The sequence below is a fragment of the Zobellella aerophila genome (genome assembly GCF_039539325.1).
Lineage (GTDB): Bacteria > Pseudomonadota > Gammaproteobacteria > Enterobacterales > Aeromonadaceae > Oceanimonas > Oceanimonas aerophila.
The window spans coordinates 690709-717346 of record NZ_BAABCX010000002.1 but is presented as its reverse complement, the minus strand read 5'-3'; the positions used below and the strand labels follow the sequence as shown (position 1 = coordinate 717346).

Sequence of the window (26638 nt, the reverse complement as noted above, 5' to 3'; positions counted from 1 at the left end):
GCATCTGAAGTTATGACGGTTAGTTTGACGGCTTGTTAACACCCTGTAAATCCGGTTGCGGTGTTAAGAGTCAACAGCAGATGGGGTAGCAATATGTCCGTGTTTCCAACGTTAACCGCCATGGGCATCCAGGACGTCCATGAGATTGAGCGCTTCACCGTGCGTCACGAATCTGCCCATGACGAGCTCAAGGTTTACTTCAAGCATGACGCCGATTCCTGCCAGCCGGCCAGCCTCAAGTTCCGCTTCCCGCATGACGACGACCGGGCGGCGATGCACAAGGCCGTGGGTGAGCTGAACCGTCTGCTGGATGAAAACCCGTCCGCAGCGGATCCCAAGACGGCGATTATACGCAACCTGGAGCAGTTCGAGCTGGTGATGAATGCCAAGATGGCGGAGATCCGTCAGCGCCTGGAACTGATTTCTGCCTGAAGGCTTCTTCCATCCCTTTCCCATCAAGGGCCGTTACTCGCGGCCCTTCCCGTGTTTCTGAATCGCAGTCATCTTGCAACTCATCACAACCCCTGTTTATAGAGTTCGATCAGATAGTTCCAGAATCTATCCACCTCCGGCTTGACCGTATGCCGGAACCGGTGGAGCAGGATCTTGAGATCCACCGAGGCCAGCGGCGGCGCTAATACCACCAGCTGGTTGTTGAGCAGTTCGTTCTGGATCAGGCTGGAAGGCAGCCAGGCCGCCCCATATCCCTGCAGGGCCATCGCCTTCAGCCCTTCGGCCAGGGCGTTTTCGCAGACGATGATGTAGTCGAGGTCGGACTGGGTTCTGGCCAGGCACTGTTCCCTGACCAGGGCTCCCAGGAATGAACTGTCGGGGTAGGCGAGCAGCTTGAGCGGGCGGCCCATGCCCGGCGCATGCAGTGGCGTGCCGTTAGCGGCGACCGCCGAGACCGGAACCAGCTTGTCGGTGCCCACCTGGATGCAGCTGGTGTCGTTACGGGAGAGCGGATTGATGTTGTCGGCGGAGGAGAAACTGAGCAAAAAATCCCCCATCCCCGCCATAAAGGATTCCATCACGTCGTGCAGGTTGCCGGCGTTCAGCTTGACCAGGGTATCGCCCACCAGCGGCTCCAGGGTGCGGATCCAGCTGGGGAAAAACGACACCGCCGGCGAGTGCTGGGCAAAGAAGATCAGGCTCTGGCGTGACTCCTGGCCCTGCAGTCGCTCGCGTACCCGGTAGGTGTCGTGGATCATGCGCCTGGCCTCCTCGACAAAAACCAAACCGGTCTTGGTCAGGGTGGTGGGATACCTGTCCCGATCGACCAGGGCGATGCCCAGCCAGTTTTCCAGTGAGCGGATGCGGCGACTGAAGGCGGGTTGGGTGACAAACCTGGCTTCGGCAGCCTTGGAAAAACTGCCGTGTTCGCTCAGTGCCACAAAATCTTTCAACCACTTTAATTCCATCTGTCCTCGCTCCTGAACCGCACCATCGGCGGCCTATACCGAAAAGTAATCGTTTGCGGAGCCAATATAGCATTGGCCGCCTGGGCCGTCTTCTTCCAGTATGGGGATGTTGCCAGCTTGTATTGGCTATGTATCTAAAATAGAAAAGGAGTATTACCATGCTTTTGGCTCGCTACCCCCGTCTTCACTTCGCCCACCTTGCCACCCCCCTGGAGCCGATGCACCAGCTGACCAAGCTGCTCGACGGTCCCAACCTGTGGATCAAGCGTGATGACTGCACCGGCCTGGCGGGCGGAGGCAACAAGACCCGTAAGCTGGAATTCCTGATGGCCGACGCCCTGGAAAAAGGCGCCGATACTATCATCACCCAAGGTGCGACCCAGTCCAACCATGCCCGTCAGACCGTGGCCATCGCCACCAAGCTCGGCATGCCTTGCCATATCCTGCTGGAAGATCGCACCGGCTCCGAAGATGCCGACTACGTCTACAACGGCAACGTGATGCTGGACCAGCTGTTCGGCGGCCAGCTGCGCAAGTTCCCGGGCGGCACTGACATGAATGCGGCGATGGAAGCACTCGCCGCCGAGCTGAAGGCCGAAGGCAAGAAGCCCTATATCATCCCCGGTGGCGGCTCCAACGAAATTGGCGCCCTCGGCTATGTCAACTGCGCGCTGGAGCTGCTCGGTCAGGCCAATGACCGCAGCCTGCGCATCGACCATGTGGTGCACGCCACCGGTTCTGCCGGCACCCAGGCCGGGCTGGTCACCGGTCTGGCGGGCAGCAACAGCCTGATCCCGGTGCTGGGTATCGGCGTGCGGGTACCTCGCGAGCAGCAGGAAGCCAATGTGTTCCGCCTGGCCGAACGTACCGCCGAGAAGCTGGGCATTTCCGGCGCCGTGAAGCGCGAAGACGTGGTTGCCAACTGTGACTATGTGGGCGAAGGCTACGGTATTCCCGCCGCCAGCACCCTGGAGGCCATCGAGCTGTTCGCCCGCCACGAAGGCATACTGCTGGATCCTGTCTATTCCGGCAAGGGCGGCGCCGGCCTGATCGACCTGATCCGCAAGGGCCACTTCAAGAAAGGCGAGAATGTCGTCTTCCTGCACACCGGCGGTGCCCAGGCGCTGTTTGGCTACCGTGAAGCCTTTGATTTCCCTAAATATTGTTAACATGCGTGCCCGGTTCCTCCTTGAGGGGCCGGTCTTGAAAGGGCAAGGCGAAACGCCTTGCGAGCAAGTTAGAGCTCCCTTTTAAACAGGTGTCATCATGGAATATCTTAAAAGAGCGGCTGCGGAAAACGACGTAGCACAGGAAGATGAACGCATCCAGGCGGTGGTCAAGGAGATGCTGACCAATATCAAGCTCCAGGGCGAGCCGGTGGTGCGCGAATATGCCAAGCAGTTCGATAACTGGCAGGGCGACTTCATCCTCTCGGAACAGAAGAAACAGGCCCTGATCGATCAGGTTCCTCAGCGGGTCAAAGACGACATCGATTTTGCCCATCGCCAGATCAAGCGCTTCGCCGAGGCCCAGCGCGACAGCCTGCGGTCCTTCGAGATCGAAACGGAAGAGGGCGTGCGGCTGGGCCAGCAGGTATTGCCGGTCGAGTGTGCCGGTTGCTATGTGCCCGGCGGACGCTATGCCCATGCCGCCTCCGCCCTGATGAGCGTGGCTACCGCCAAGGCCGCCGGCGTGCCCTTTATCGTGGCCTGTTCACCGCCCCGGGGCGACAGCATCAACCCGGCCGTGGCTTACGCCATGCATGTGGCGGGTGCCGACGTGATCCTGGAAATGGGTGGCGTGCATGCCGTCGCCACCATGGCCTATGGCCTGTTTACCAACAAGCCGGCCGATATCCTGGTCGGGCCGGGCAATGCCTATGTGGCCGAAGCCAAGCGCATGCTGTTCGGCGAGGTGGGTATCGATGTCTTCGCCGGGCCGACCGAATCGGCCATTATCGCCGACAAGCATGCCGACCCCATGACCATTGCCGTCGACCTGGTCTCCCAGGCGGAGCACGGCCCCAACTCTCCGGTCTGGCTGTTTACCGACAGCCGTGAGCTGGGTGAAAAGGTGCTGGAGATCATGCCCAAGGTGATCGCCGACATGCCCAATGCCGATGTCTGTGAGGCGGCCTGGCGCGATCATGGCGTGGTGATCCTGGGCGACAGCCGCGAAGAGGTGGCCAAGGTCAGTGATCAGTGGGCCTGTGAGCACCTGCAGGTGCTGGCGGACGATCTGGAATGGTGGAAAGCCAACCTGAACAACTACGGCTCCCTGTTTCTGGGCGAGGGCAGCACGGTGTCCCACGGCGACAAGTGCTCCGGCACCAACCATATTCTGCCGACCAAGAAGGCGGCCCGTTACAGCGGCGGGCTGAATGTGCAGAAGTTTATGAAGGTGCTGACCTATCAGGAGCTGAGTGAAGAGGCCAACCTGGTGTTCAGCGCGGCCGGTTCCCGGATCTCCCGCACCGAAGGCATGGAAGGCCACGCCCGGGCCTGTGACTGGCGTCTGCGCAAGTACTTCCCCGAGACCGAGTGGGACTTCCACGTCTATAACCAGAAGCGTTATTGCTGAGTCAGGCAGGCAGGTGCACCGCACCTGCCCGGAGTGATGTCATGATCAAATTCAACAAGTCTTTCACCCAGCAGGAGCCGATACCGGAAGAAGGTATAGCACAGGCCATTGCGGTGATGCGCAGCGGTCGCCTGCACAGGTACAATTCTCAGGCCGGAGAGCCGACGGAAACCGAGCTGCTGGAGAGGGAATTCGCCGCCTATCTGGGCAGCCGCTACAGCCTGGCCTGTGCGTCGGGCGGCTATGCGCTGCATATCGCCATGCGTACCGTCGGGGTTCAGCCCGGTGACAAGGTGTTGTGCAACGCCTTTACCCTGGCGCCGGTACCCGGTGCCATCAACAACGCCGGTGCCGTCCCCGTGCTGGTGGAAACCACCGACGACTTCACCATAGATCTCGCCGATCTCGAGTTGAAGGCGGCGGCCGACGATGTGCACTATCTGTTGCTGTCTCACATGCGCGGCCACCTCGCCGATATGGACCGGCTGATGCGCATCTGCGAGCGGCATCAAATTACCGTTATCGAAGATTGCGCCCATACCATGGGGGCCAGCTGGAATGGTCGCAAGAGCGGCACCTTCGGCCGGGTGGCCTGCTTCAGCGCCCAGACCTACAAGCATATCAACTCCGGCGAGGGCGGCTTCCTGACCACCGACGATGACGAAGTCATGGCCAAGGCAATCATCTATTCCGGCTCCTATATGCTGTATGGGCGGCACTTGGCCGCGCCGCCCAAGGAAACCTTTGAGCGGATCCGCTTCGAGACGCCTAACTACAGTGGCCGTATGGATAACCTGCGGGCGGCGATACTGCGTCCCCAGCTCAAGAACCTGGACGAGCAGTGCCGGCGCTGGAACCACCTCTATCAAGTTACCGAAGAGGGGTTGAGTCAGGTCAAGGGGCTCCGCCTGCCGGTTCGTCCCGAGCCGGAATATTTTGTCGGCAGCTCCATCCAGTTCTCCCTGCCCGGCCAGGATCCCGCCACCATCGCCCGTTTTATCGCGCGCTGCGAGGAGCAGGGGGTGCCGCTCAAATGGTTTGGTGACGCTGATCCCAAGGGCTATACCAGCCGTTACGACAGCTGGCAGTACCTGGGGCAGATGCCGTCCCTGCCCGAGACCCGGCGGGTGCTGGCGACCATGTGTGACATGCGTCTGCCGTTGACCTTCGACGAGGCGGATTGCCGGTTGATCACCAGGATCATCGCCGAGGTATTTGAAGAAGTCTGCTAGTCCCCGGTGCATGGCTGCCCGGCGGAAATACCCGGCTTGATCAGATTCCAGTTTCATGGATGTAAAAAACACGGAAATACATTGAGGTTATGAATATGTTCTCTATGAAGAAGTTAGCTAAGTGTCTGACAGTTTCTCTTGCCTGCGCTTCCGCTGCCCTACCGGCGCTGGTGGATGCCAAGACCATGAGGTTGGGCATGGGCGATCCCCTGGACTCGGATCAGGGGGCCTACGCCAGCCGTTTCAAGGAGCTGGTGGAATATTATTCTGACGGCGACATCAAGGTGACCCTGTATCCCAATGGCGCCATCGGCTCGGAAACCGAGATGGTACAGAATGCCCGGTTAGGCTCCCTGGATATGGCTTTAGTGGGTATCGGCAATGTCACGCCTTTCTCCAAGGAGCTGGGTATGCTGACCATGCCCTACGTGATTAAAAGCACCTCCGATGCGGTGAAGATCACCACCGGCTCCCTGGGGGATCACTGGAATCAGCTGGCCCAGAAACAGGTCGGTGTCAATATCCTGGGCTGGACCTACTCCAACTTTAGGCACCTGACCAACTCCAAGCGCCCGGTTAAAAATATGGAAGATGTGCAGGGGCTGAAGGTCAGGGTACCGCAGAATCCGATTATGCTGGCCTCCTGGGAAGCCTGGGGCGCCAACCCCATCGCCATGGCCTGGACCGAAACCTTTACCGCCCTGCAGCAGCAGGTCGTGGATGGCCAGGACAATCCCTATATCGTCAACAACACCATGAAGTTCTACGAGATCCAGGATTACGTGACTGAAATTCATCATCAGTACTCGCTGCAGCCCCTGCTGATCGGCAAGCGTACTTTCGAAGGGTTGAGCGATGCGGAACGTAACCTGTTGACCCGTGCCGGCCTGGAAGCGCAGCAGCATGCGTTGATTTTCCAGATTTCCGAGGCCGACAAGGCCAAGCAGCATATGATCGACAATGGGGTCGAGGTCTTTACCCTGGAAGACGAGGAGAAATGGATAGAGCTGGCCAAGGAAAAAGTCTGGCCCCAGTTCTATGACACCATCGGCGGTAAGGAAAATTTTGATTCCGTACTGAAGCAGTTGCAGTAACCCTGGCTTTGAATGCTGTTAACCGGTTTTGATCTAGTGGATTAAAAGTTGAATAAGAGAGCAGGGTGTCTTTTTACTCTGCTCTCTTTATCGGAGCGTGACCATGTTTAAGCTGATCAGGCAGATGGATAAGCTGGAAAACTATATATGCCAGCTATTGCTGTGTTTGTTTGTGGTCCTGCTGTTTACGCAGGTCATATTGAGGGTTGTATTTAATTACGGCATTCCATGGAGTGAGGAACTATCCCGGTTTGCCTTTGTCTGGTTTGTTTTTCTTGGCGCCTCCTATGCGGCCAGGCTGTCGGCCCATAACCGGGTGACCTTTCATCTGAGAATGATGCCAGCAAAGCTGAGAAATCTTGTCGAGCTGCTGGGTGATATTTTCTGGATCGCATTCAATACCCTGATGACCTTCAAGAGTATCGAAGTAATTGAATCAATGATGGAGTTTACCTTCTACTCTCCCGCTCTGGATTGGTCTATGGCTTATCTCTATATGATTTTCCCCATTTCATTCACCCTGACCAGCCTGCGTATTATCCAGGTTAACTATTTGAAACTGGTCTGTGGGGTGAAGTTCGATGATGTGGATGAGCCCAACCTGGAAGAGGATGTAATGAGCACACCAGCGTCAAAGAGTGAGCAATATGGCAGTCGCCCCTTGGCTTAATACATGGATTTTTTGGGGTAAGAGGATCAGATAATGACAGCTCCCTTTATTTTGTTTGGTATGTTTTTCTTTCTGCTGGTCATAGGTGCCCCCATTGTTGTGGCGCTGGGGGCCTCGGCATTGACCGTGTATCTGGCGGCAGGCGATGACTTCGTGTCTCTGGTTCAGACCGCATGGAATGCGGTTGACTCCTTCCCTATCATGGCACTGCCCGCCTTTATCCTGTCCGGGGCCCTGATGCAAAGCGCGGGCATTTCCCGCCGGCTGGTGCATATTGCCGAGGTGATGGCCGGGCCCATGGCCGGTGGCCTGGGGTTTTCCGCCATCCTCGCCAGCATGTTTTTCGGTGCCATCTCGGGCTCGGGTCCGGCCACCACGGCGGCGGTGGGTATGCTGATGATCCCCGCCATGGTCGATCGCGGCTATGGGCGCAGCTATTCGGCGGCGCTGACGGCGTCTTCCGGTGGCCTGGGGGTGGTGATACCGCCCAGCATTCCCATGGTGATCTATGGGGTGACCGCCAGCGAGTCAATTACCAAACTGTTTATGGCCGGTATTCTGCCGGGGATCATGCTGGCCGGCGGCCTGATGATCGCCAACTATGTGATCAGCAAGAAAAAGGGTTATGTTTCCGGCAATATTCATCCGCCGGGCGCTCTGCGCAAGGCCTGCAAGGATGGCATCTGGGCGATACTGGCGCCCGTGGTGATCCTCGGGGGCATCTACTCCGGATTGTTTACACCAACAGAAGCCGCCGTGGTGTCGGTGTTCTATACCCTCTTTGTCGGCGTGTTCATTCATAAAGAACTCTCCCTGGACGGCTTCAAGGAATCCCTGAACTCCACTACCTGGCTGACCGGACGCGTACTGATCATCATGTTTACTGCCACCGCCTTTGGCCGGATCCTGGTTGAAAACGATATTCCGGGGATGATCGCCCAGTCGCTGCTGAATATGACCGACAGCCTGGCGCTGATCTGGATCATAGTGATCGCCTTCCTGATCTTTGTCGGCATGTTTCTGGAAACCCTGGCCACCATCATGATAGTGACGCCGGTTTTGTTGCCGGTGATGGTCAGCCTGGGGGTGGACCCCATCCACTTCGGTATTGTGCTGGTGTGTTGTTGCGAAATCGGTTTCTCCACCCCACCACTGGGCGAGAACATGTTTATCGGCTCCAGCATCGCCAAGGTCTCCATCGAGGAAATCTCGGCCAAGGCGATTCCCTTCGTGCTGGTGGAAATTTTGGTGGTGGTTCTGCTGGCTTTCTTCCCCGAGCTGGTGCTCTGGTTACCAGAGCTTTTCGGATATTAGAGCTTTCGAACATAAATAAGATGCTGTGATAACTCCTTACGTTAGGTGAGTATTAGATGAATGAAAAAACTGTTGGTGTGATAGGGGGCATGGGGCCGGAAGCCACGGTGGATTTGATGCGCCGTGTGATTGCCGCCACCCCGGCCCAGGATGATATCGATCATATCCATATGCTGGTCGACAATAATCCCAAGGTGCCTTCCCGGATTAAGGCGTTGATCGAGGGCACGGGAGCAAGCCCGGCGCCCTTCATGGCAGAGATGGCCCGGGGACTGGAACGGGCCGGCGCGGATTTTCTGGTGATCCCGTGCAATACCGCGCATAAGTACTATCCGGAGGTGGTAGCCGCCGTCGATATCCCCGTGGTGAACATCCTGGATGTGACGGTGCAGCAGGTGAAGCGCTGCCAGCCGGACATCCGCAAGGTAGGGATGCTGGCTTCCAGCGCGGTCGAAAACATCCGCCTGTACCATGACAAGTTCGATGCCGAGGATATCGAAACCCTGTTTCCATCACCGGAACACCAGGAAAATGTAATGGCATTGATCAAGCGGGTGAAGGCAAAGACTCAGGATGCCGAGATCCTGGCCAGATATAACGAGGCTGCCGCTTACCTGAAATCAATGGGTGCCGAATGCATTATCCTGGCCTGCACCGAACTGTCGGTGATTTCCGACAAGCTGACCATTGATTTGCCAATTTATGATGCTTCCCAGTTATTGGCCGAACATATTGTTTATCGTGTAAAAGGGGAAGTTAAACATTCGGTGTGACTGGATTTATTGGTTGACCTGTCCCGGGCTGAGGCCGGCAATTTGCCTCAGCCCGGGCATCACATCTTGTAATAACTTCACCATTAGCTATTCAGTGCATTCAGAGCCCGGGCAAGTTGGTTCATCCGTTCTCCGCCGGCACCTATGCACACCAGCTGGCCTTTGGCCGGGCTCTTAACGACCGGTGACCAGTTCAGCCGGCCGCCGCTGAGTTGCAGTACCTCTGCTTTATCGCGCCCCCGGCGCAGCAGCATGCCTTTGGCCCGGAACAGCACATCCCCATACTCCTGTAACAGACCCGCCAGCCGCTGGCCGTCGATGGCACCGCTGAAGGTCAGGCTGAAGGAATGCCAGCGGCCCGAGCCGATTGTCCTCGGTGGCGGCTGCCCCCGGTCGGCGACGGCTGCCGTCTCCGGTGCTCCGGCGAGCAGCTCTACCCGTGCCGGGGCGCGGCTCAGCAGTTGCGCCAGCACCGGAGGCAAGCTCAGTGAAGGAGGCAGGCGGTTGATGATCAGCAGGCTGGCCGCCCGTATTTGCTGATGCCAGACCTCGGTCACCAGCGGGTCCTGGCTGTAACGCTCGGCCTGGCCGGCATCGATCAGGCAGATCACCTCAGCGAGGCTCAGCCGGGGTGACACCCTGACCATATCGGCGATGCGCGCCGGGTTGGCGATACCGCTGGCTTCGATATAGATGTTCGAAGGCAGGGGCGACATACGCAGCAGCTCGGCCAGCCTCTCCGCCAGGCTGCCGCCCAGGGTGCAGCAGATACAGCCGTTGCTCAGGCGCATGATGCGCTCGTCACTGTATTCGATAAGCTCGGCATCGATATTGATGCAGCCGAAGTCGTTGACCAGGATCAGGCTGCCCTGAGGGAGTCCCCGGGCCAGCAGCTCATTCAGGTAGCTGGTCTTGCCGGCGCCGAGAAAGCCGGTGAGCAGGGTCACCGGAATGGCCTTAATCATTTTCATGGACTCGGCCTCCCACGACGGTGGCGTGAACCCTGAGCTCCCGCAGCCGTTCGGCGGGGATCTGCAGCGGATCTTCGTCCAGCACCACCATGTCCGCGTATTTGCCCACTTCCAGGCTGCCCACCAGGTGATCCAGGCGCAGGGTATAGGCGGCCCCCAGGGTGATCATCTGCAGGGCATCGGCCACGCCGATGCCTTCTTCCCGGCCCAGGCTGGCGCCGCTGGCGGTTTGCCTCTGCACCGCGCACCAGGCGGTAAACAGGGGGCCGAGCGGGGTGACGGGCGCGTCCGAGTGCATGGCGGTGGGAATATTCAACCGCAGCGCCGAGGCCAGGGGTTCCAGCCGGCGGGAGCGGGCGAAGCCCAGGGTCCTGCGGCGGTGGATGTCGCCCCAGTAATAGATGTGGTTGGCGAACATGTTCAGGCAGACTCCCAGACGGGCCGCCCGGCGCAGCTGGGCCTGGCTGATAAACTGGCAGTGTTGCAGGGTATGGCGGTGATCCGGCCTGGGCCACAGGGTCTGGGCATCCTCGATGGCATCGAGGATCAGCTCCACCGCCTCGTCGCCATTGGTATGGATATGCAGCTGCAGGCCGGCCTGGTGGTAGTCCTGCACCAGCTGACGCAGGGTTTCCGGCGGCGCATTCCAGATGCCGTTGGGGTGGCCGTCATGGTAACCCGGCCATTGCATGCGGGCGGTGTAGCCTTGAATGGAACCATCTGTCATCAGCTTGACCAGGCCGAAGTGCAGCTTGTCGTTGCCCAGCTGCTGGCAGGCCTGCAGCCGTGCTATGCCTTGCTCCGCGGTCCAGGACAGGGCGCTCATCGCCGGCACCAGGCGTACCGGGTAGTCGGGGGCGGCGGTGATTTCCCGCAGCGCGGCGATGCCTTCCTCGGTTAACGGATTATAGAGATCGGTGATGGTGGTGACGCCGGCGCGCCTGGCCACCTGGCCATAGGCCCGCAGGGCGGACAGGGAAGAGACCTCTTCAAACAGGTTGCTGCCCAGGGCCTCGAACACCGCATGCATGGCGGCCATTTCCTGCAGCTCGCCGTTCGGGCGGCCGTCCGCATCCAGCATGATGCCCTCTATGCCGGCATGGCGGACCAGCTGCGCGGCCTCCAGCATGCAGCTGTTGACCGTCATCACATGCAGGCTGGCGTGAAAAATCACCAGCGGTCGGTCGTTAACCGCCTGATCCAGCGCCTGCCTGTCGAGGCGCATGCCTTGGAAATAGACGGGATCGAAGCCCCAGGCGATCAGGGGTTCGTCGGCCGGCAGGCGGGCGGCCTGCTGGCGCAACCGTTGCTGCATCTCCGCCAGGCTGGTGACGCCGGCCCAGGCTGCGCCCTGGGGATCCCGCCGGGGAAAGTAGCCCAGGTAAAGGTATTGCCACATGGCCCCTTCCAGGGCATGACTATGGCCTTCGACGAAACCGGGCAGGATCACCTTGTCGGCGAAGCGTTCGTCCAGCCGGTATTCGCCCAGATCCTGCAGCTCCTCGAACGGGCCGACGGCCAGTACCTTGCCGTCCTGCACGGCGATATGGGTGGCCTCGGGCAGCGAGGGATCCATGGTGATGATGCGCCGGGCGCACAACAGGGTAATGCTCATTTAACGGTCTCCTTAATGTTATTGAGCGGTGCGCCCGGCTTTAGCTTTCCCATCAGCAGGGGCACTAGCGCCAGGGCAACCAGGGCCGTGCCGCCAAAGGCCAGCAGATAGGCACCCGGGCTCAGGGAGGGGGCTATCGGGGCAAAGATAAACAACAGGTGCATATTGACCAGCACTATGGCCAGGTTGAAGAAGGCCAGTTCCTTGGCAACCGAGGTGCTGAAGTCGGCATCCAGCATGCGCAGCAGCAGCAGCCCGGTTCCGGTGGAGCCGCAACAGCAACCAAAGGAGGTCAGCGCTCGTTCATGGCCCAGCTTGCCGCTCAGCCGGCCCAGCCACCAGCAGCCGGCGAGGGTAGTCAGGGTGACAGCCAGGGTCACCAGCAGGATTGGGGTGAGCAGGGCGTAAAGTACGGCAAACTGTATGCTCATCAGGGTACCGACCACCATGAAGTCGACCGAGCTGCCGGTGATGCGCTTCAGGGTATCGTCATCCACATAACGGCTCAGGCCGGCCTTGTCGATAACCAGGCGCATCAGCACACACACGCCCAGGCCATGAATAAAGAACATGTTATGGCTGAACAGTACGCCCAGGTTCAGGCCCCAGGGGCTGAAACCGGCGACCAGATCCCGGACCGACAGCAACCACACATGGGTAAGTACATAGGCGATGGCCAGCAGGCCCAGGTGATAGGCGAGTGAGTCCATATTGGCGCTGTGGGTTACCATGCGGCCTGTTTTCGGCCTGTCGTCGGGCGAATAGAAGCCGGACAGGAAATACCCGTCTATGCTGGATTCCCGGTTCAGGTTCTGGCCTTTGCGGATCACCCGTTTGGCCCAGGGGACGCCGACCAGGAAGGCCACTAGGAAGCCGAGCGAGGCGTAGATCATGCCCACCTGGGCGGCGTTGACGATGCCGTATTCCTTTTCCCAGATGGTGCCGAAGGTCAGCGCCTGGCCGGGCCCCTGGGTAAAGCCATGGGTGATGATGGCGCCCAGGAAGGCGCTGATATCCGAGCCGGTCAGCTGGTCATAGGCGACGATGACGCCATAACCCAGCACCCCCTGAATTCCCAGGCTGATGGTCCAGATCAAGGTCAGCCAGAGCCCCCCGCGCACTATGCTGCCGCCGGACAGGGACTTGTTCTTGCTGCTGCCGGTCAGGCACAGCGACATAAAGCTGAGGGTAAAGAAGTGAAAGGTGAGGGTGGTAAAATCGGCGGCGCCGAAGCCGGGGATCAGGTCCAGTGACAGCAGGCCGAAACCCAGCATGCCGCCGACGATGCTGGCGGGTACCAGCGAGTTTCTTAATAAGGGAATATATTTTCTCAGCAGGCTGCCGATCACCAGCATGCCGGCCATCAGGGCAAATGCTATTGCACCGTGAAATGAGCTTTCCATAGCGAACTCCGCATCATACCGAAGCACCAGGCTCCGGTTATCATCCATGCCGGCCAGGCATACCGGCCGACCTCAGCCTGACGTTTATGGCCAGGCGCAGTTCCTAAATTAGAGAATCGGTGTTAACTTGTACAATGCTATTGACTTACAGATTGATAACATTTTGGTATCACTATGCGTGTGGAACTGCGTCAAATCCGCCAGTTTATGGCGGTTGCCGAGACCCTGAATTTTCGTCAGGCCGCCGACAATCTGGCGGTCGCCCAGCCGGCGCTGAGTCGCGGCATTCAGCAGTTGGAGCATCAGTTGGGGGTCAGCCTGTTTGACCGGAATAACCGCCGGGTCGAGCTGACCGCGGCCGGTGGCGTGTTTCTTAAAGGCTGTAGTCTGTTGTTGGCGGATCTGGAGGAAACGGTGCGCCAGACCCAGAAGGCGGCCAGCGGGGATCTGGGGTGCCTGGCCATCGGTTATACCGACTTCGCCATTACCGGCGTGCTGCCCGGCTTGCTCGATACCTTCCGTCGACAATATCCGGATATCGCCATCGAGCTGATTTATGGTTCGACCGAGGAACAGCTGGAAGCGTTGGCCGGCCGTAAAATCGATATCGCCTTTTTAACTAGCCCGCTCAACGGCGATGCCATGGTGCACCTGCCGGTACAGGTGGATCGTTTCGTGGCGGTGTTGCCCGAACGGCATCCCCTGGCCGGGCAAACGGCGGTGGATATTCATGAGTTGGCCGATGAGCCTTTTGTGGTGGGGGTGATGGCTCGTTGGCGCCATTTCCGGCGGCATCTGGACGCCCTTTGCCTGCAGGCCGGCTTTCAGCCGCGCATCGTGCAGGAAGCCTATAACAGCGAAGGGATGTTCGGCCTGATCAGTGCCAATATCGGCATTACCATTCATCTGGAATGTGCCAGTAATTATATGCGTACCGGGGTGGTGATGTTGCCGCTGACCGGCACCAGCGCGACTGTGGTGACCGAGGCGGCCTGGTTGAAGGAGGGTGTCAGTCCCATGCTGGGGCGCTTTATCGATATTTTGGCGCCGGTAGCTGAAGGTGAAGGGCGGCCGGAGCCGCCCTCGATGCTTACATAAACACGAACTTGGCGATAAAGATGGCGCTCAGGGCATAGACGCTGAGCGACACGTCCCGCGGGTGGCCGGTGGCCATTTTCAGCACCGTGTAGGTGACAAAGCCCATGGCGATACCGTTGGCGATGGAGAAGGTCAGCGGCATCATCAGGGCGGTCACCGCCGCCGGGGCCATCTCGGTGAAGTCGTCCCATTCTATCTTGGCCAGGCTGCTCATCATGGCGAAGGCCACGAAGATCAGCGCGCCGGCGGTGGCGTAGGGCGGTATCATGCCGGCCAGCGGAGCCAGGAACATGGACAGCAGGAACAGCAGGGCCACGGTGATCGCGGTCAGGCCGGTACGGCCACCGGCGGCCACGCCGGCGGCGCTTTCCACATAGCTGGTTACCGGTGGGCAACCGACAAAGGTGCCGATAACGGAGGAGGCACTGTCCGCCTTCAGGGATTTTTTCAGCCCCTCGATCGAGCCATCCGGACGGCGCAGGTTGGCGCGCTCGGCCACGCCCATCAGGGTACCGGCGGTGTCGAACATATTGACGAACAGGAAGGCCAGGATCACGGTAATCATACCGATATCCAGGGCGCCCATGATGTCCAGTTTCAGGAAGGTGGGCTCTATGCTGGGCGGCATGGCGAAGATGCCGTTGAATTCCACTATGCCCATGAACAGGCCGATCAGGGTCACGCTGAGCACCCCGATCAGCACGGCACCGAATACCTTGCGGTGTACCAGGATAGAGATGATCAAAAAGCAGACGGCGGCCAGCAAGGCGCTGGGTTTGGTGAAGTCGCCCAGGGTCACCAGGGTGGCCGGGCTTTCTACCACTATACCGGCGGTCTTCAGGCCGATCAGCCCCAGGAACAGGCCGACACCGGCGGTCATGGCGTAACGCAGGGATTCGGGAATTGAATCCAGTACCCATTCACGGATTTTCCAGAAACTCATGGCGGTGAAGATGACGCCGGACCAGAACACGGCGCCCAGGGCGATTTCCCAGCTATAGCCCATTTCACCGACCACGGTAAAGGCAAAGAAGGCGTTCAGGCCCATACCCGGTGCCAGGCCGACCGGCCAGTTGGCGTACAGACCCATAAAAAGAGTGGCGACGGCGGCCCCGATGCAGGTGGCGACAAACACGGCGCCTGCATCCATGCCCGAGGCGGCCATGATATTTGGGTTAACAAAAATAATGTAGGCCATGGTGATGAAGGTGGTTAACCCCGCCACCAGCTCAGTCTTTACCGTGGTACCGTGGGCACTGAGCTTGAACCATTTGTCGAGCAGGCCTCCGCTTTCGCTTTGCGACAGCGCTTTCTGGTTGGTTGACTCGTTCTTGACGTTTTCCATGACCTTAAAGTCCTCAAGTATTTTCAATATGGCACCGGCCCACGATGCCGCGGCAGCTGTCCTGCTGCTGCGGCATTGATTAGAGGTTGCCGGATATGAGCGTTAGCTGCCTCGGTAAGTCGAGTAGCTGTAAGGGGAAATAAGCAGTGGGACGTGATAGTGATCTTCTTCGGCGACCAGGCCAAAACGGATCACGACATCGTCCAGGAAGGCGGGCTCCAGCAGCCGGATGCCTTGCTTATGGAAGTAACTGGCGGTGTGGAATACCAGCTGGTACTTGCCGGTTACATAATCCTCATCGGCCAGGATGGGAGCATCGGTACGGCCATCGCTGTTGGTGTAAACGGTGTTCAACAGCTGGGTCTGTTCACCTTCAACCCGGTACAGCTCGACTTTGATGTCGGAGCCGGGCAAACCCTTGGCGGTATCCAGTACGTGTGTGGTTAGTCTTCCCATGATTCGTTACCTTGCGTGTTAGCGCATTTTCATGCTTAAGGTGACATCACCGCTCGGCGGCGACAAATTAACTTTACATCAAAATAAAATGGCTCGTCTACATTAAATTAACAAAAATGTGTACAACACAACTGGCAAGCTGTGTTAAAAGCTACTTGTATCTTGATCGAAATGGATTGTCTTTGCTTTGGCATGCTAAAGCAAGAATTGACAGAGTTGTTTTGATACAAAAACAAAACCATTTATTTACATTGATCAGTTTTATTGTGTACAATTTAGTTCAGTAAGATAGCCAATGAGCTACGGCCGTTTTGGCTGCAACTGCTAGTCTAGCCTCAAGTTTTAAGGAGTTCTCCGATGAGCAAAAATACCGAATACCCCCGTGATCTCATCGGGTATGGAGCTAACCCTCCCCACCCACAATGGCCGGGTAATGCGCGTGTCGCTATCTCTTTTGTATTGAATTATGAAGAGGGTGGTGAGCGCAATGTGTTGCATGGTGACGGTGAGTCCGAGGCCTTCTTGTCAGAGCTGCCGGGAGCCGTGCCCTTCGAAGACGTTCGCCATATGAGTATGGAATCTGTCTACGAGTATGGTAGCCGTGCCGGCGTCTGGCGCTTGCTGCGGTTGTTCAAGAAGTACGACATTCCGCTCACCATCTTTGCCGTGGCCACCGCCATAGAGCGCTATCCCGAAGTGGCCAAGGCCTTCGTACAGGAAGGCCACGAGATCTGCTCCCATGCCCTTAAATGGATCACCTATCAGTGGATGGATGAAGAGCAGGAGCGCCAGCAGCTGCGTGATGCCGTCGATATTATCGAGCGGGTCTGCGGTCAGCGCCCCCTCGGCTGGTATACCGGCCGGGACAGCCCCAACACCCGCAAGCTGGTGATGGAAGAGGGCGGCTTTATGTATGATTCAGACTCCTACGCCGACGACCTGCCCTACTGGGTCGACAACAATGGCAAAGGCCACCTGGTGATCCCCTATACCCTGGACACCAACGACATGCGCTTTGCCACCCCCCAGGGTTTCAACAGTGGCGAGCAGTTTTACCAGTATCTGAAAGATGCCTTCGATGTGCTCTATGAAGAAGGTGCCGACTCACCCAAGATGTTGTCGATCGGCATGCACTGCCGCCTGCTGGGCCGCCCCGCCCGCATGGCCGCCCTGGAGCGTTTTATCAAGTATGCCCGCAGCCACGATCGGGTTTGGTTTACCCGCAGGATCGATATCGCTAGGCACTGGCATGAGTATCATCCTTATCAGGGAGCAAAATAATGAGTCAGTTTAAGACCTGTACCCCTAGTACCATGGGCCGGGGCGACTTTGTCGCCGTGTTCGGTGATATCTATGAGCATTCGGCCTGGGTGGCCGAGCAGGCCTTCGACCAGGGCCTGAGTGCCGAGCAGGACGAGATCGAGCAGCTGCATGCCGCCATGGTGCGCATCCTGGCCGGTGCCAGCAAGCAGGCCCAGCTGGATTTGATCAACGCTCACCCGGACCTGGCAGGCAAGGCGGCGGTAGAAGGCAAGCTAACCAAGGCCTCTACCAATGAACAGGCGGGTGCCGGCATCGACCAGTGCACCGCCGAGGAATTTGCTCGTTTTACCGAGTTGAACGACGCCTACAAGGCCAAGTTCCAATTCCCCTTCATCATGGCGGTGAAAGGGTCCAACCGGCATCAGATACTGGCCGCTTTCGAAGAGCGTATTCACCACGATTACGATATCGAATTCGAGCGCGCCCTGAATGAAATCAATAAGATAGCGCTGTTCCGCTTGCTCGACCTGTAATCCGGAGTCCAGCAGCGATGAACAAGAGGCCCGGCATGACCGGGCCTCGGCGTTGGTGAAAGCTGATCCGTTAATCCATGGGCATTGAACGGGAGGAAAACATGTTTAAGACGCTGGCCATAGAGCCGCTGACCAAAGAAGCCTTTGCACCATTCGGTGATGTCATCGAATCGGAAGGCCGCGACTATTTTATGATCAACAACGGCTCAACCCGTCGTTATCACCGCCTGGCCGAGGTGCAGACCGACCAGCAGGGGGAGGGCATCATCAGTATCTTTCGCGCCAACCCCCTCGAGTATCCCCTGCACATCCGCATGCTGGAACGTCATCCTTTCGGCTCCCAGGCGTTTATCCCGCTGTTCGGCAACGAATACCTGCTGGTCGTGGCGCCGGCGGGAACCGACCAGGTTGACCCCGCCACGGTGCGCGCTTTCCGCGCGACCGGTCGTCAGGGCGTCAATTACCACAAGGGGGTATGGCACCACCCGGTACTGACGCTGACCGAGAATGATGAATTCCTGGTCGTCGACAGAAGCGGGCCCGGCAACAACTGTGATGAGTATTATTTCGATGACTCAGTCCATCTGGAACTGAAACTGGATTAACGGTAACGAGCCGTCTCGCCAAGGGGCACAGTGTCGATAGTAAAGGGGCATGAAAATGCCCCTTTGTTTATGAAATTCCCGGATAGCAGGCCTGCCTCTGTCATACCCCAGACCCCTGATAATAATTGGTAAAGTTAATACCTGTTTGAATGCGCCATAATAACCGACAGCCGGGTAAGAGACGCCCTGAGCCCTATTCCGGTCGGTCGGGCGTGAAGTTGAATTCACGCATAAAGATCCCCCAGAATACCATGAACAGGGCGGCGATCAGCGGGCCGATAACAAAGCCGTTGATGCCCATCAGGCTGATGCCGCCGAGGGTGGAGAACAGCACCACATAGTCCGGCAGTTTGGTATCCCGGCCGACCAGGAGCGGGCGCAGCACATTGTCCGCCAGCCCTATCACCAGGGCGCCATAGGTCATCAGGATGCTGGCGGCTATCCAGTCCCCCTTGGCGTACAGATAGATGGCCACCGGCAGCCAGACCAGTCCGGCCCCCACCGCCGGGATCAGCGATAGAAACGCCATCACCACGCCCCACAGCAGGGGGCTGGGGATATCCAGTAGCCAGAAGATAAAGCCGCCCAGGGCGCCCTGCACCATGGCCACCAGTATATTGCCCTTGACCGTGGCGCGGATGACCTCGGAGAACTTCCTGAACAGCATGCGTTCCCGCTCGTCTCCCAGGGGCAGCGCCTTGACCAGCAGTTCGGTCAGATGATGGCCGTCCCGCAGCAGGAAGAAGGTGAGGTAGAGCATCAGCACCACATTGACGATGAAGCTCAGCGTGCTCTGGCCGGCGGTGAGGGTCTTCTGGGCCAGCAGCCGGCTGGCTGCGACCGCCGCCTCGGCCAGCTTCTGGCGGATATTTTCCAGGTCGACGCCGAATCGCTCCAGCAGCTCGGGCAAGAGAGGGAAGGCGATACGTATCTCCTCGAGGAAACGGGCCGGGCTGATCTCGCCCCGATCGATGCGCTGATAGAAGGCAACCCCTTCCTGGACAAAGGAGGCGGCGATCAGCAGTACCGGCAGCACCACTATCACCACGCTGGCCAGCAGGGTCAGCAGGGAGGCGGTATTGGGTCTGTTGCCCAGCTTCGATGACAATCGCTGCTGCAAGGGATAGAAAATGACGCTGATGGCACAGGACCAGAATATCGCGCCCCAGAAGGGCTCCAGCACAATACCGAACAGCAGGGTGACCAGCATCAGCATAAACAGAAAAGAGCGTTGTTCCAGCTTGGCGCGCATGTGAAAAGGGTTCCGGCAGTATGATGTGCCCATACTAGAGAAATGGGCTCTTCAGCGCCACCGATAAGCTAATGGCCCGATGTTTCCGGCCGGTGTCGAATGTCGGCGCAGCCGAAATCGGCTCTGATTCCAATTGGCTGGCCCTGTGGTTACTATCGCACGATGAAACAAACATCTTCCCCTGATAGCGTCAGCCAGATCCTGGCCGGCCCGATACTGCGGCGGCTGAGCCGGGAGCGCCTGGTGCTATGGCTGGCCAGTCGCCGTCCGCTCAGTTTTCGCTTACGGCTGGCGGTCGCCGGCGCCGAGCCCCTTACCCTGTTGTTGGACGCCGAGCAGCAACAGCTGCCCGTCGGCGAGCATTGTTATCTTCAGCTGCTCGATATTGCCCTGGCCACGCCGCTGCCCTGCGATGTGCCCATTGCCTATGATCTGCAATGGCGGCAGCAAGGCGATGACTGGTGCGGCATCGGCGAATGGGCGCCCGAACTCTGTTACGAGGGCGAAAGCCTGCCCCGTTTTGTTATTCGCAGCCGGCTGGATGGCATCTTGCACGGCTCCTGCCGTAAGCCCCATCACCCGGCGGACGATGGCCTGGTGGTCGCCGATCACTGGCTGCAACAGCACAGTGACGACCCCCAGTCCTGGCCGGCGGTGCTGATGCTGAGCGGTGATCAGGTCTATGCGGATGACGTGGCGGGGCCCACCATCACGGCCATCCACCAGCTGATCGCCGAGCTGGGGCTGTATCCGGAAACCCTGCATGGCGCCCTGGTGGCCGACAGCGATGAATTGTTTGCCAGTCCGCAGAATTACTACGGACGCGATGAGCTGTTGCCTCATACCAAGGCGAATGTGCCCCTGCAGAAACGTTTCTTTGGCGGCGCGCGCAAGCCGATTTTTACCACCAGCAGTGCCAACAACCACCTGATCACCCTGGCCGAAGTGATGGCCATGTATTTATTGGTGTGGTCGCCGGTGCCCTGGCAGGGGCTGTCTGAGTGGCAACCGGCGCTGTCGGACGAACAGCGGGCGCGTTATCAAAAGGAACGGCAGCACCTGAGCCGGTTCGTGGCGGGCCTGCCCCGGGTGCGACGGCTGCTGGCCCACCTGCCGACCCTGATGATCTTCGACGATCATGATGTCACCGATGATTGGAACCTGAGCGCCGCCTGGGAGGAAAGCGCCTATGGGCATCCTTTTTCCCGGCGCATCATCGGCAATGCGTTGCTGGGCTACTTCCTGTGCCAGGGATGGGGCAATAATCCGGACGCCTTTGCCGGCAAGCCCATGCAGTTGCTGCAGGACTGGGTGAGGGAGCCAGACAGTCGGCATCAGGACGCGCTGATCGATCACCTGCTGAGCTTTCAGCAATGGCACTACAGCCTGCCGACCAGCCCCAAGCTGCTGGTGCTGGATACCCGTACCCGGCGCTGGCGGGCCGAGCGCAATCTGGGCAGTCCCTCCGGGCTGATGGATTGGGAAGCCCTGACCGAGCTGCAGGGGGAGTTGCTGCATCATGATGCGGTGGTGCTGGTTTCGCCCACGCCGGTGTTCGGGGTGAAAGTGATCGAAGCCATTCAAAAGCTGTTCACCTGGTTGGGCAAGCCGCTGCTGGTGGATGCGGAAAACTGGATGGCCCACCCGGGGACCGCCAGGGTGATCCTCAATATATTCCGCCATACCCGCACCCCGGGCAATTTCGTGATCCTCTCCGGCGATGTCCATTATTCATTTATGTACGACATCCGCATCCGTTTCCGTGAGCATGACCCCCATATCTGGCAGATCACCAGCAGTGGCCTGAAGAACGAATTCCCCGGGCGCCTGCTGGACGTGCTGGACCGGCTCAACCGCTGGCTCTATGCCCCCCGTTCGCCGTTGAACTGGTTTACCCGCCGCCGCCGGATGGAAATCACCCCCCATCCACCGGCCGGCGCGGCCCGGGGCGAGCGCTTGCTCAACAAGGCCGGTATCGGTCATGTGCGCTTCAACGAGGCGGGGGAACCGGTGCTGGTGCAGCAGCTCACGGCCGATACGGTGGTGGACTTTGCCGTCGAGCAACAGCGGACGGAGGCGGCGGATATGCCCCTGACCCGCGGAGATACTTAAGCGGGAGGCTCGCCCAGCGGCTGGCCGTAGCTGAACTCCACATAGTTGCCGTTGGGATCCTTGACGCCGCAGTAATAGCCTACCGGAAACGGCTCATCCCGCGGCGGCCAGATCAGGCAGCCGGCCTGACCCGCCCGTTCGGCGATGGCATCCACCGCTTCCCGGCTGGGCAGGGCGAAGCCGAAGTGGCGATAGTCGTTGTCCGCCAGTTGCAGATCCTGGCCGCCGTTCATCAGCACGAAGATAAACTCGCTTTCCCGGCCCGGCTCTGCCAGCCAGACGATGGTTTGCTGCGGTTGCTCCCGCCGGTGGGTCTCAACCATGCCGCAGAACTCACCATAAAAGCGGATACAGGCATCGATATCGGCCACATGCAGGGCGATATGGGTCAGGCGGGGGTAATGGTATTGCGCGACGGCCATAGGCGTCTCCTGTTCACTGCAATTGGGATGGCGATCCGGGCCCGGGCTTCTATCAGCTTAGTCGCAACAGATGCACCGCGGTGCCCCGGCTGTTAAAGTATCCCTGTCGTCCATAACCCAGAATGTGAACAATGAGCAGCATAACCGGCACCCTGGTAAAGATGCCGGCGGCCCTGGAAGCACCGGTCGCCTACCAACTGGCCCTGGGTGAGGAGCGCGTGGCGCTCAACCCGCTGATTGGCCAGCCCATTATCCTGACCTACACCGGCAATATCTATTGCGATGCCTGTGGCCGCAAGTCCAGCAAGAGTTACTCCCAGGGCCACTGTTTCCCCTGTATGAAAAAACTGGCGCGCTGCGACATGTGCGTCATGAAACCGGAAACCTGCCACTATTTTGAAGGCACCTGCCGCGAGCCCGAGTGGGGGGACAGCCATTGCATGGTGCCCCATGTCGTTTACCTGGCCAATACCTCCGGCCTCAAGGTCGGCATTACCCGGGCAACCCAGGTACCGACCCGCTGGATAGATCAGGGCGCCACCCAGGCGCTGCCCATCTTCAGGGTGGCGACCCGGCAGATATCGGGCCTGGTGGAAGTCGCCCTGGCCGAGCTGGTGGCGGATAAAACCAACTGGCGCGCCATGCTGAAAGGGGATGAGGCACCACTGGATTTAAAAGCGGAAGCGGCCCGCCTTGTTCCAGAGATCCGGGCCAGGCTGGCCGACCTGAGCCTGCGCTTCGGCGCCGAGGCCATTGTGCCGCTGGATGAATCCCCGGTGGAAATCAGCTATCCGGTAACCCAGTATCCCACCAAGATCGCCAGCCATAATTTCGATAAGAACAACACCGTCTCCGGCGTGCTGCTGGGCATCAAGGGTCAGTATCTGATCCTGGACACTGGGGTGATCAACCTGCGCAAATTTACCGGTTATGAAGTGAGCTTCGGGTAAACACCGGCGCTTCTGATGGCTATGGCACTATTATCCGCATGGCGGCATGGCATAAAAATAAGGAGAAGAGATGCGCTTTTTGATCCTGGGAACCGCTGCTGGGCATGAGCTCGGCGCAACAAATAAACAATAATGGACCCTATTGATGACGCTGGCGAAACTTGGCCAGTTCTATCGGTTTGACGCTTGGCTCCTGCGATAACTCATCCAGGAAGCTGGGTTTGCCGAACCAGTAGCCCTGCAGATAATCGCAGCCGGCGGCGCTGAGCATATCTGCCTGGGCCTGGTTTTCCACCCCCTCGGCGACCACCCGGATCCCCTGCAGCTGGCAGAGGGCGATCAGCGGTTGCAACAGCTCCCCTTGTTGGGTGTTTAACAGCCGCTCGAGGAAGGAGCGGTCGAGCTTCACCTTGTCTACCGGGTATTCCAGCATCTGCAGCAGCGAGGTATAGCCGGTACCGAAATCGTCGATCACTATGGTAAAGCCGGCGGCGCGCAGTCGCTTGAGCAGTGCGTCGGCCGCCAGGCTGTACTCTGCCTTGTAGGTCTCGGTGATTTCAATTTCTATATGACGGGTCGGCAGCCGGTAACGGCTGGCCATTTCGAGCAGGAATTTATCCACCCCGGGCATGCCGAGTTCGGCGGAAGACAGGTTGATGGCGACTTTGGTCTGGTTACCGAAACAGCCTTGCAGCTTCGGAAAGTCTCTGAAGGCGCGTTCTACCACCCAGTGATCAATCTTGGCATAGAGGCCGCAGTTTTCTGCGATGGGGATGAATTCATCGGGAGGCACCCGGCCCAGTACCGGAGAGTTCCAGCGCAACAGCGCCTCACAACATACGGTCATCCCGGTTTTGCCATCGACGATGGGCATATAGACCAGCTGAAACTCCTGGTCTTCGTCCAGGATTTTCAGCTCCTGCTCTATGTCTTTGGTACGGCGTATTTTCATCGCCAGGTTGCGGGAATAAAAGGCGACCTGATTTTTACCTATTGTCTTGGCCTGGTACATGGCCACCTCCGCATTGGCCACCAGCTCGTTGGCGCTGTTACCGTCTTCGGGATAGGTGGCGACCCCAATGCCCATGGTGATCGGGTAGTTGCCCAGCTCGAAGGTAAAGCCGTCCTTGAACAGGTTCTGGATCACCGTGGTCTGCTGATAAACCAGATCGGAGCCGGCGCTGTGTTCCAGCAGCAGGGCAAACTCATCACTCGCCAGCCTGACCAGCAGGGGAGTATGGGTCATGGAAGCGGGCGACTCGGGATGTTGCAGGGTATTTCCTAGCTGCAGGGCGATGGCCTTCAGCAGCTGGTCACCGAATTCATGGCCATACTTGTCGTTGATGTATTTGAAGTTATCCAGGTTCATCGAGAGCAGGGACAGCTGATGTCGGTGCTGCTCGGCCTGTTGCAGAGCCTGAACAATCTGCTCCGAGAAGGCCATCCGATTGGGCAGCCCGGTGAGCGGATCGATAACCGCCTGCTGGCGGGTCTGTTTGTAGGCATGGGAAAGTTGTGCATAGAGTGTCTGAAAGGTCTGGCCCAGACGACCGATTTCGTTATCGTCTCCGATCCCGGATAGCTGGCTTTGTTCCCCTGAGATCACCTGATGCAAGCCCTGTTCAAGATGGTTTATCGGCTGGGTGATATAGTGCCGGATCAGCCACAGCAACAGCAGGGTGGAGCAGGCGGTGAGTAACAATAAGCCAATCAACAGAGACTCTTGCAGCCGGCGTAACTCCTCCTGCACTATGCCTGGCGAGGGATCAATGCTGAGGTATAGGTTATTGCCCACCGGTGCCGAGGCCGCCAGCGGCCCGCTCAGGGCGGGAGGCTGCGGGGAAAACTCGACCCCGGCCTGCATGCTGTGTTCGAGCTTCTGGCGCAGACGATCAAACTCGGTGGGTTCGATGACGATGGCCGCGGTAATGATCTGCTCTTGCCGGGCAGCCAGGGGGGCACTGGCCGTTCTCCTGTCCAGGCGTTGTCCCTGGATGATGCGGGTGCGTCCGTCCGGCCCAGTGGTCAGGGTCCAATCCGCCTGCTTTTGTTGTTGCCGCAGCGAGCGGACGAAGGCAAGCAGGGCAGGGCTGGGTTCGGCGAAGGGATCCGGGCTGCTTTCAAAATAAAATTCAGAACGCCCGCTGTCGGGCACCAGGGCAAAGGCCAGGTAATCGGAGTGATGGCGCTGGAAGCGGCGCAGATAATCTTCCATCTGTGCCCCTAACCTCAGGCTCCGATAACGGTTGTCGGGCTCCGTTAAGAAGTGGAGCATAGCCTCGCTCGAGCTGGTGCTGAGCAGATAGCTTTCCGTAAAAGAGATATAACCGGCCAGGCTGGCCGACAGCTCGGCCATGCTCAGGTTGAGCCGGCCCTGAGCGTGCTGATAGATGGTCTGTTTCTGCACCAGATAGATGCCGGCGCCTGCCAGCAGGTAACTGGCCAGTAACACCGGCAGGATCAGCAGGGTAGCGCGTTTACCGAGTTTCATGATTTTTTAATACCGCCAAAGTGATTCGGTTGCGAATTTCCATATTTTTCGGATCCAGCCGCGGGGCAAGCTGGCCGTTTTGCAAAGCAGGTACTAATGGAAATATTGAACTGTCCTGCCCGAATTGGCCGGAAAGCAGCGTCAGGGCGGCATCATTGGCGGGTGTGGCGAAAGTCTGTTCGGCATTGAGGGCGGCGATCTCCGGCTGGTTGAGGAAGTTGAGAAACTCGGTGGCCAGGGCTTGGTGGGGGGAATGTCTGAAGATGGCCAGGCAATCCAGCCGGACCAAGGTACCTTCATCGGGCAGCACGAAACGCCAATGCTCCTGATCCGAAAAGGTATTCATGGCGGCCCGGTCACTGCTGTAGCCCTGGGCCATGTAGAGCCGATCGGCCTGCTGATCGTGCCGGATATAGGTCCGGGGGTATTCATAGGTCAGCACCCAGGATGACTGGGCTTTTAACAGCGAGAAGGCCTCCCGGAGCACCTGGTTATCGTCGCTGTCCAGCGGTTGCTGCAGCATGGCCAGGGGCGGCACCAGGGTATCGAGGGAGTTGTCGAGCATGCCGACATGGCCTTTCAGATGGTCATCGGGAACCAGCAGGTCACGCCAGGAGCTGGGCGGCGGCTGCACCTTGTCGGCACGATACAAGATACCCAGTGTGCTCCAGAAGTAGGGGGCGCCGAACTGACCGCATTGCTCTTTCCTGAATGCAGGTACCTGATCCAGGTTGGGGATCTGCTCCAGTGTTAGCGGGCTGAACAGGCCCCGGGCACCAAAGATCCGGGCGCTGTTATGGTCGACCAGCACCAGATCAAAATTATACTTGTCCGCCCTGTCCAGCAGGGCATTGCGCCTTTTTTCGTTGTCATAATAGATTTGTTCAATGCGGTGACCGGTGTTTTGTTCGAAGCGCGCGGTTACCTGGTCGGACAGGTAGCCCTCCCTGTTGAGGATATGCAGCGTTTCGGCCGACGGGGAAAAGCAAACGAACAAGACCCAGACTAAAACACATGCCTTGTGTTTTTTTATCATGG

At 58.7% G+C, this 26638-nt stretch carries 24 protein-coding genes; 14 read left to right on the top strand and 10 right to left on the bottom strand.

Features of this window, described 5'->3' with window-relative positions; genetic code table 11:
- The first annotated feature begins 93 nt into the window (after positions 1-93).
- The gene (locus ABD806_RS10975; RefSeq protein WP_344957836.1) at positions 94-432 is read left to right on the top strand and encodes a DUF3461 family protein; all 339 of its coding nucleotides are present in this window, start codon (positions 94-96) and stop codon (positions 430-432) included.
- Positions 433-515: 83 nt separating this feature from the next.
- Here ABD806_RS10975 and ABD806_RS10970 read toward each other — a convergent pair whose 3' ends face one another.
- Positions 516-1421, bottom strand: a complete 906-nt coding sequence (locus ABD806_RS10970; protein WP_344957834.1) for a LysR family transcriptional regulator — start codon at positions 1419-1421, stop codon at positions 516-518.
- Between the two features lie 158 nt (positions 1422-1579).
- Between ABD806_RS10970 and cuyA the strand changes: the two genes are divergently transcribed.
- The 7 genes from cuyA (at position 1580) to cuyB (ending at position 9084) form a co-directional block, all read left to right on the top strand.
- Positions 1580-2590 carry a D-cysteate sulfo-lyase gene (cuyA, locus tag ABD806_RS10965; RefSeq protein ID WP_344957832.1) on the top strand — a complete coding sequence of 337 codons (1011 nt, stop codon included), beginning with the start codon at positions 1580-1582 and terminating at the stop codon, positions 2588-2590.
- A 97-nt stretch (positions 2591-2687) separates the two neighbouring features.
- Positions 2688-4001, top strand: a complete 1314-nt coding sequence (gene hisD, locus ABD806_RS10960) for a histidinol dehydrogenase (protein ID WP_344957830.1) — start codon at positions 2688-2690, stop codon at positions 3999-4001.
- Positions 4002-4042: 41 nt separating this feature from the next.
- Complete coding sequence (locus ABD806_RS10955) at positions 4043-5233, top strand: DegT/DnrJ/EryC1/StrS family aminotransferase (RefSeq protein WP_344957828.1); 1191 nt, start codon at positions 4043-4045, stop codon at positions 5231-5233.
- A gap of 104 nt (positions 5234-5337) precedes the next feature.
- Entirely contained in the window at positions 5338-6327 is a 990-nt protein-coding gene (locus ABD806_RS10950; RefSeq protein WP_344957826.1) for a TRAP transporter substrate-binding protein, read from the top strand.
- 103 nt (positions 6328-6430) lie between these two features.
- Positions 6431-6997: a TRAP transporter small permease gene (locus ABD806_RS10945; protein WP_344957823.1), complete on the top strand. Its 567-nt coding sequence runs from the start codon at positions 6431-6433 to the stop codon at positions 6995-6997.
- Between the two features lie 33 nt (positions 6998-7030).
- The gene (locus ABD806_RS10940) at positions 7031-8311 is read left to right on the top strand and encodes a TRAP transporter large permease (RefSeq protein WP_344957820.1); all 1281 of its coding nucleotides are present in this window, start codon (positions 7031-7033) and stop codon (positions 8309-8311) included.
- 56 nt (positions 8312-8367) lie between these two features.
- Positions 8368-9084: a cysteate racemase gene (cuyB, locus tag ABD806_RS10935; protein WP_344957818.1), complete on the top strand. Its 717-nt coding sequence runs from the start codon at positions 8368-8370 to the stop codon at positions 9082-9084.
- 83 nt (positions 9085-9167) lie between these two features.
- Here the strand turns inward: cuyB and ABD806_RS10930 are convergent, their stop codons facing one another.
- From ABD806_RS10930 to ABD806_RS10920, 3 genes are read right to left on the bottom strand one after another with little or no spacing between them, the layout of a single operon-like run.
- Positions 9168-10055: a CobW family GTP-binding protein gene (locus ABD806_RS10930; RefSeq protein WP_344957816.1), complete on the bottom strand. Its 888-nt coding sequence runs from the start codon at positions 10053-10055 to the stop codon at positions 9168-9170.
- On the bottom strand, positions 10042-11670 hold the full coding sequence (locus ABD806_RS10925) for an amidohydrolase (RefSeq protein ID WP_344957814.1): 1629 nt from the start codon (positions 11668-11670) through the stop codon (positions 10042-10044). Before ABD806_RS10925 ends, ABD806_RS10930 begins: the two co-directional genes overlap by 14 nt.
- Positions 11667-13073, bottom strand: a complete 1407-nt coding sequence (locus ABD806_RS10920; protein WP_344957812.1) for a sodium/glutamate symporter — start codon at positions 13071-13073, stop codon at positions 11667-11669. Before ABD806_RS10920 ends, ABD806_RS10925 begins: the two co-directional genes overlap by 4 nt.
- 174 nt (positions 13074-13247) lie before the next feature.
- Between ABD806_RS10920 and ABD806_RS10915 the strand changes: the two genes are divergently transcribed.
- Complete coding sequence (locus ABD806_RS10915; RefSeq protein WP_344957810.1) at positions 13248-14171, top strand: LysR family transcriptional regulator; 924 nt, start codon at positions 13248-13250, stop codon at positions 14169-14171.
- On the opposite strand, the gene ABD806_RS10910 is transcribed toward ABD806_RS10915, so the two are convergent.
- Positions 14164-15516 (bottom strand): NCS2 family permease, encoded by a 1353-nt coding sequence (locus tag ABD806_RS10910; RefSeq protein WP_344957808.1) that lies wholly within the window; start codon positions 15514-15516, stop codon positions 14164-14166. The genes ABD806_RS10915 and ABD806_RS10910 overlap by 8 nt on opposite strands.
- A 102-nt stretch (positions 15517-15618) precedes the next feature.
- Complete coding sequence (gene uraH, locus ABD806_RS10905; RefSeq protein WP_116474355.1) at positions 15619-15972, bottom strand: hydroxyisourate hydrolase; 354 nt, start codon at positions 15970-15972, stop codon at positions 15619-15621.
- Positions 15973-16329: 357 nt separating this feature from the next.
- Here uraH and puuE point away from each other — a divergent pair, with 357 nt between their 5' ends.
- From puuE to ABD806_RS10890, 3 genes are all read left to right on the top strand, one after another.
- On the top strand, positions 16330-17253 hold the full coding sequence (gene puuE, locus ABD806_RS10900) for an allantoinase PuuE (protein ID WP_344957805.1): 924 nt from the start codon (positions 16330-16332) through the stop codon (positions 17251-17253).
- Positions 17253-17768 carry a 2-oxo-4-hydroxy-4-carboxy-5-ureidoimidazoline decarboxylase gene (gene uraD, locus ABD806_RS10895; protein WP_344957803.1) on the top strand — a complete coding sequence of 172 codons (516 nt, stop codon included), beginning with the start codon at positions 17253-17255 and terminating at the stop codon, positions 17766-17768. The genes puuE and uraD overlap by 1 nt, the downstream gene beginning before the upstream one ends.
- 101 nt (positions 17769-17869) lie before the next feature.
- A complete protein-coding gene (locus tag ABD806_RS10890) occupies positions 17870-18373 on the top strand; it encodes an ureidoglycolate lyase (RefSeq protein ID WP_344957801.1) in 504 nt (167 codons plus the stop codon).
- Positions 18374-18566: 193 nt separating this feature from the next.
- Here the strand turns inward: ABD806_RS10890 and ABD806_RS10885 are convergent, their stop codons facing one another.
- Positions 18567-19625: an AI-2E family transporter gene (locus tag ABD806_RS10885; protein ID WP_344957799.1), complete on the bottom strand. Its 1059-nt coding sequence runs from the start codon at positions 19623-19625 to the stop codon at positions 18567-18569.
- Between the two features lie 162 nt (positions 19626-19787).
- Between ABD806_RS10885 and ABD806_RS10880 the strand changes: the two genes are divergently transcribed.
- Positions 19788-21737 carry an alkaline phosphatase D family protein gene (locus tag ABD806_RS10880; RefSeq protein WP_344957797.1) on the top strand — a complete coding sequence of 650 codons (1950 nt, stop codon included), beginning with the start codon at positions 19788-19790 and terminating at the stop codon, positions 21735-21737.
- On the opposite strand, the gene ABD806_RS10875 is transcribed toward ABD806_RS10880, so the two are convergent.
- The gene (locus ABD806_RS10875; RefSeq protein WP_344957795.1) at positions 21734-22159 is read right to left on the bottom strand and encodes a VOC family protein; all 426 of its coding nucleotides are present in this window, start codon (positions 22157-22159) and stop codon (positions 21734-21736) included. The genes ABD806_RS10880 and ABD806_RS10875 overlap by 4 nt on opposite strands.
- Positions 22160-22290: 131 nt before the next feature.
- On the opposite strand from ABD806_RS10875, the gene ABD806_RS10870 reads away from it, so the two are divergent.
- Positions 22291-23109, top strand: coding sequence for a DUF2797 domain-containing protein (locus ABD806_RS10870; RefSeq protein ID WP_344957793.1), 819 nt, complete (start codon positions 22291-22293; stop codon positions 23107-23109).
- A gap of 139 nt (positions 23110-23248) precedes the next feature.
- Here the strand turns inward: ABD806_RS10870 and ABD806_RS10865 are convergent, their stop codons facing one another.
- The gene (locus ABD806_RS10865; protein WP_344957791.1) at positions 23249-25600 is read right to left on the bottom strand and encodes a putative bifunctional diguanylate cyclase/phosphodiesterase; all 2352 of its coding nucleotides are present in this window, start codon (positions 25598-25600) and stop codon (positions 23249-23251) included.
- Positions 25587-26636, bottom strand: coding sequence for a polyamine ABC transporter substrate-binding protein (locus ABD806_RS10860; RefSeq protein ID WP_344957789.1), 1050 nt, complete (start codon positions 26634-26636; stop codon positions 25587-25589). The genes ABD806_RS10865 and ABD806_RS10860 overlap by 14 nt, the downstream gene beginning before the upstream one ends.
- Positions 26637-26638: the final 2 nt, after the last annotated feature.

Bases quoted from the DNA above. Each gene is read 5' to 3' on its own strand.
- ABD806_RS10975 (WP_344957836.1), top strand. From the start codon at position 94: ATGTCCGTGTTTCCAACGTTAACCGCCATGGGCATCCAGGACGTCCAT.
- ABD806_RS10970 (WP_344957834.1), bottom strand. From the start codon at position 1,421: ATGGAATTAAAGTGGTTGAAAGATTTTGTGGCACTGAGCGAACACGGC.
- cuyA (WP_344957832.1), top strand. From the start codon at position 1,580: ATGCTTTTGGCTCGCTACCCCCGTCTTCACTTCGCCCACCTTGCCACC.
- hisD (WP_344957830.1), top strand. From the start codon at position 2,688: ATGGAATATCTTAAAAGAGCGGCTGCGGAAAACGACGTAGCACAGGAA.
- ABD806_RS10955 (WP_344957828.1), top strand. From the start codon at position 4,043: ATGATCAAATTCAACAAGTCTTTCACCCAGCAGGAGCCGATACCGGAA.
- ABD806_RS10950 (WP_344957826.1), top strand. From the start codon at position 5,338: ATGAAGAAGTTAGCTAAGTGTCTGACAGTTTCTCTTGCCTGCGCTTCC.
- ABD806_RS10945 (WP_344957823.1), top strand. From the start codon at position 6,431: ATGTTTAAGCTGATCAGGCAGATGGATAAGCTGGAAAACTATATATGC.
- ABD806_RS10940 (WP_344957820.1), top strand. From the start codon at position 7,031: ATGACAGCTCCCTTTATTTTGTTTGGTATGTTTTTCTTTCTGCTGGTC.
- cuyB (WP_344957818.1), top strand. From the start codon at position 8,368: ATGAATGAAAAAACTGTTGGTGTGATAGGGGGCATGGGGCCGGAAGCC.
- ABD806_RS10930 (WP_344957816.1), bottom strand. From the start codon at position 10,055: ATGAAAATGATTAAGGCCATTCCGGTGACCCTGCTCACCGGCTTTCTC.
- ABD806_RS10925 (WP_344957814.1), bottom strand. From the start codon at position 11,670: ATGAGCATTACCCTGTTGTGCGCCCGGCGCATCATCACCATGGATCCC.
- ABD806_RS10920 (WP_344957812.1), bottom strand. From the start codon at position 13,073: ATGGAAAGCTCATTTCACGGTGCAATAGCATTTGCCCTGATGGCCGGC.
- ABD806_RS10915 (WP_344957810.1), top strand. From the start codon at position 13,248: ATGCGTGTGGAACTGCGTCAAATCCGCCAGTTTATGGCGGTTGCCGAG.
- ABD806_RS10910 (WP_344957808.1), bottom strand. From the start codon at position 15,516: ATGGAAAACGTCAAGAACGAGTCAACCAACCAGAAAGCGCTGTCGCAA.
- uraH (WP_116474355.1), bottom strand. From the start codon at position 15,972: ATGGGAAGACTAACCACACACGTACTGGATACCGCCAAGGGTTTGCCC.
- puuE (WP_344957805.1), top strand. From the start codon at position 16,330: ATGAGCAAAAATACCGAATACCCCCGTGATCTCATCGGGTATGGAGCT.
- uraD (WP_344957803.1), top strand. From the start codon at position 17,253: ATGAGTCAGTTTAAGACCTGTACCCCTAGTACCATGGGCCGGGGCGAC.
- ABD806_RS10890 (WP_344957801.1), top strand. From the start codon at position 17,870: ATGTTTAAGACGCTGGCCATAGAGCCGCTGACCAAAGAAGCCTTTGCA.
- ABD806_RS10885 (WP_344957799.1), bottom strand. From the start codon at position 19,625: ATGCGCGCCAAGCTGGAACAACGCTCTTTTCTGTTTATGCTGATGCTG.
- ABD806_RS10880 (WP_344957797.1), top strand. From the start codon at position 19,788: ATGAAACAAACATCTTCCCCTGATAGCGTCAGCCAGATCCTGGCCGGC.
- ABD806_RS10875 (WP_344957795.1), bottom strand. From the start codon at position 22,159: ATGGCCGTCGCGCAATACCATTACCCCCGCCTGACCCATATCGCCCTG.
- ABD806_RS10870 (WP_344957793.1), top strand. From the start codon at position 22,291: ATGAGCAGCATAACCGGCACCCTGGTAAAGATGCCGGCGGCCCTGGAA.
- ABD806_RS10865 (WP_344957791.1), bottom strand. From the start codon at position 25,600: ATGAAACTCGGTAAACGCGCTACCCTGCTGATCCTGCCGGTGTTACTG.
- ABD806_RS10860 (WP_344957789.1), bottom strand. From the start codon at position 26,636: ATGATAAAAAAACACAAGGCATGTGTTTTAGTCTGGGTCTTGTTCGTT.